Consider the following 3,560-nt stretch of genomic DNA (forward strand, 5'->3'; position numbering starts at 1 on the left):
GGTACGAACGAGTGGACTCGAACCACCGACCTCTACCATGTCAAGGTAGCGCTCTAACCAGCTGAGCTACGCTCGTATATCATGAACCGATTGAATTAATCACTTCATAAAATTTGGTGCGTCTAGGCAGACTCGAACTGCCGACCCCTACCATGTCAAGGTAGTACTCTAACCAACTGAGCTATAGACGCAAATTGTGTATTTATGATTTCTGGTTTTAATCATAAATTGGTACGAACGAGTGGACTCGAACCACCGACCTCTACCATGTCAAGGTAGCGCTCTAACCAGCTGAGCTACGCTCGTACAGATGTTCCAAGGAACGACAAGCATATTAGCGAGTCACCTGTTATGAGGCAAGTGTTAAAATCGGCTTTTTTAGTAAATTCAGTGCGTTTGCTTGCACAATAGCCAGTTTCAATAAAATGATGCTGATGAAATAGTCTAAGTTACGAGAAGACAAGAGAAACTGTGATAACAAAAAGAGAAGTAAAGCAGTGGCGGATGATGTGATTTAGCCACTGCTCTTGGATTAATTCAGTAATTCATGATCGGGTGGAAGTAGGCGGCTGATCCATAACACCAGCTTGTGCTTCATGTGTACGCCATCTTCTTGATCAACGGCGAGTGGGGTAATTTGCTTACATTCGACTAATAAGCGATAAATACACTCGACACGGTCAGTGGAGCCAACACTGCGGTCAAGATCGGAAAATCCTTGTTTTTTGGCAAAGGCAAAGCCAAGTTCTAGCGCTTTTTTCAGAAGTTTCGCTTCATTCTTATTTTTCTTCATGAATGTCTCCTATCCCTAATATGAAAAATGCGTAAAGCCTAAGCTATCTGTGATTCTATCTCTGCGTGTTTAAATTTTAGTGTAAACCCGATAATTTTGAAGTGAGTTGATCGCTTGTTTGAGCATTTTTATTGTCCCACTTTAAAATTGCATTGTTTGAATAATCGTTGCCAAAATTTCACATGATCTAATGTTGCTTGATGGAATTGGCGGTAGGCTTCTCCATTGATATAGGCATCTATATAACCTTGCATATCCGGTGTGACTTGTATAGGTGCTTGACTTAATTGTTGATATATTTGCTGCAAAACAGGCTGAATTTGTTGGTACTGTGAGTCAAGGTAGGCTAAATAGCGTTGAATATCTGCAACATAGAATTTGTAGAACACGTTACGTAAGTATTTAGCTTTTTGCTGATTTATGTTGTTACCACACAAGATCAAATCTTGATTGGCGTTGAGTTGTGCGGTGATGGTATTAAGCCAAGTGGTAGTGCGAGCAAGCGAGTAAAACAGATCACCAATATAGCGGCTGTTATAAATTTGCTGTTGATGATAAAGCAGATCTTGGTATTTCTTTTCTATTAGCGCAGGGGCGATTGGTGCAGGTGTTTTCGCTACGTTGTTATTGATCAGATCGGTAACATAGCTAAAAGCACTGAGGCTGGTGAGAAATGCACTGTTTTTCTCGCTGTCGACGAGCTCATGTCCTAAGGTGAGTTGTTTGCGCCATTCTTCACCAGTAAAAATCATGTTCCAGAAAACCATTGGTAACTGCTGTTGTTTTTGCTTATAGATTGGTGTGAGTTCTGTAACTAGATCTGAATCAGACTTAAGTTGAGTAAGGCAGTAACTTAAGCCGTTTAAAAATAACAATTCGTATTGCAAACTGCGGGTTTTATCTTGCACTTTGCCGAGAATCGAATTGCGTTCGGCAATCAGTTGGAATAAGCCACATTGACGCAGTTCATAAGCATCTAATAAACCGATACGAATATCAGGCAAAGCTTGGTTGAGATCGCGCTTTTGCGGCAGTAGCACTACATCTGTTTTTGGGATAGGCGTTGGCTCGATATCTAATACGTTGGTGAGGCGCTGGTGGTAGTTCTCAAATGCGGCTTCACTGTTATTTTGTTTACAGCCAGCAAGCAGCAATACTAGCCCCAATGCCAGTGTGAATGTCTGTAGTATAGATGTAAACGTGTTTGGCATAGTGCTGGCTTAATCGCTTATGTTTAGTTTTATCATACTGATTATTATTGATATTAGATCAAAAAAGGCGATCTGATGATCGCCTTTTGGTTTATCGGTATGACATTTCTAATTGTTTGCCAACATCCAGCTTATGAACATAAGCTAATCGCCACCCAAGCATTACTGCCGCTGAACTTAGACCAAGAATAAAGCCAATCCAGAAACCTTCAGGACCCATAGCAGGGACAACAAGGTTGGTTAAACCAAGAATGTAGCCTGATGGTAAGCCAATCAACCAGTACGCAATAAAGGTACAAATGAAGATTGCGCGCATATCTTTATAGCCACGTAATGCACCCGCTGCTACAACTTGGATAGCATCACTACATTGGTAGATGGCTGCAAATAACAGTAGTTGTCCTGCAAGTACAATCACGTGCGGGTTATGAGTATATAGTTCTGCAATGTGTTCACGGAACATCACCGTAAGAATGGCAGTACAGATTGAAAGGGCTGTACCAACCAATAGACCACAGTGGCTTGCGATACGTGCGCCATCAATGTCTTTTTCCCCCATCTTGTGACCAACACGGATACTCACAGCTGCACCAATACTCATTGGTAACATGTAAACCAGTGATGAGAAGTTCATCGCTATTTGGTGAGAAGCGACTTTGTTCGCACCCAAAGGTGAAATTAATAAGGCAATCACAGCAAACAGCGATACTTCAAAGAAGATAGAAGCAGCAACAGGGAAACCTAATTTAAATAAACGGGTTAACGCTTTAAATTGTGGGCGATAGATATGCGAGAAAAGCCCAATGCTGTTAAGTCGTTTATTCAGTTTTACAAAAATCAGGAGTGCAATGAACATGAACCAGTAAACAATGGCAGTGGCGACACCACAACCAACACCGCCTAGTTCAGGTGCTCCGAATTTACCGTAAACAAAGATCCAGTTAAGTGGAATGTTTGCCAGTAAGCCTAGAAAGCCAATAACCATACCAGGAATGGTAAATGAAAGCCCTTCAGAGAAACTCTTTAAGGTTTGGAAAAACAGAAACGCAGGGACTGCAAAAAGTACAGCGTGTAAATAACCCACTGTTTTTTCAGCAAGCACGGGTTCAACATCCATATAGTGGATTAAAATACCGGCTTTATAGAGGATCAGCATTGTTGGTATCGATACTAATACGGCAAGGTAAAAGCCGTGTTGAACCTCAAAAGGAACTTTGTCTTTTTGTCCTGAGCCACTTAACTGGGCAACAATGGGTACCAGTGCCATAAGCAGACCCACACCAAATAGAATCGATGGTAGCCAGATACTCGCAGCCACTGCTACGGCTGCCATATCGACAGCACTGACACCACCTGCCATAACGGTATCAATAAAGCCCATGGATGTTTGAGCCACAGCGGCAATAAGGACAGGCACAGCTAGTTTTACCAGTTGTGCTGTTTCACGTTTGTAGTTCTGCACTATTTTTGGCTCCAAAAAATGGGAATAGATAGAAGGGGAGTCAAGAATATTAATGCTTAGATGGCATTATATTTCGTACTGCCAGTAAATTTTT

General features: G+C 41.7%; 3 protein-coding genes and 3 tRNA genes. All 6 read right to left on the minus strand.

All coding sequences use genetic code 11. The features are described from left to right. Positions 1-2: 2 nt before the first annotated feature. A tRNA-Val gene (locus E5A76_RS17405) sits at positions 3-76 on the minus strand. Between the two features lie 38 nt (positions 77-114). Continuing rightward, positions 115-191: transfer RNA gene (locus tag E5A76_RS17410), tRNA-Val, on the minus strand. A 38-nt stretch (positions 192-229) separates the two neighbouring features. Then, positions 230-306: transfer RNA gene (locus E5A76_RS17415), tRNA-Val, on the minus strand. A 226-nt stretch (positions 307-532) separates the two neighbouring features. Beyond that, entirely contained in the window at positions 533-793 is a 261-nt protein-coding gene (locus tag E5A76_RS17420; protein WP_008986862.1) for a DUF5062 family protein, read from the minus strand. A gap of 128 nt (positions 794-921) precedes the next feature. Beyond that, positions 922-2,004: a DUF3080 domain-containing protein gene (locus tag E5A76_RS17425; RefSeq protein ID WP_161119708.1), complete on the minus strand. Its 1,083-nt coding sequence runs from the start codon at positions 2,002-2,004 to the stop codon at positions 922-924. A 91-nt stretch (positions 2,005-2,095) separates the two neighbouring features. Continuing rightward, positions 2,096-3,466 carry an MATE family efflux transporter gene (locus E5A76_RS17430; RefSeq protein ID WP_161119709.1) on the minus strand — a complete coding sequence of 457 codons (1,371 nt, stop codon included), beginning with the start codon at positions 3,464-3,466 and terminating at the stop codon, positions 2,096-2,098. Between the last annotated feature and the right edge of the window lie 94 nt (positions 3,467-3,560).

The sequence above is a fragment of the Photobacterium lucens genome, assembly GCF_009873615.1.
Taxonomy (GTDB): Bacteria; Pseudomonadota; Gammaproteobacteria; order Enterobacterales; family Vibrionaceae; genus Photobacterium; species Photobacterium lucens.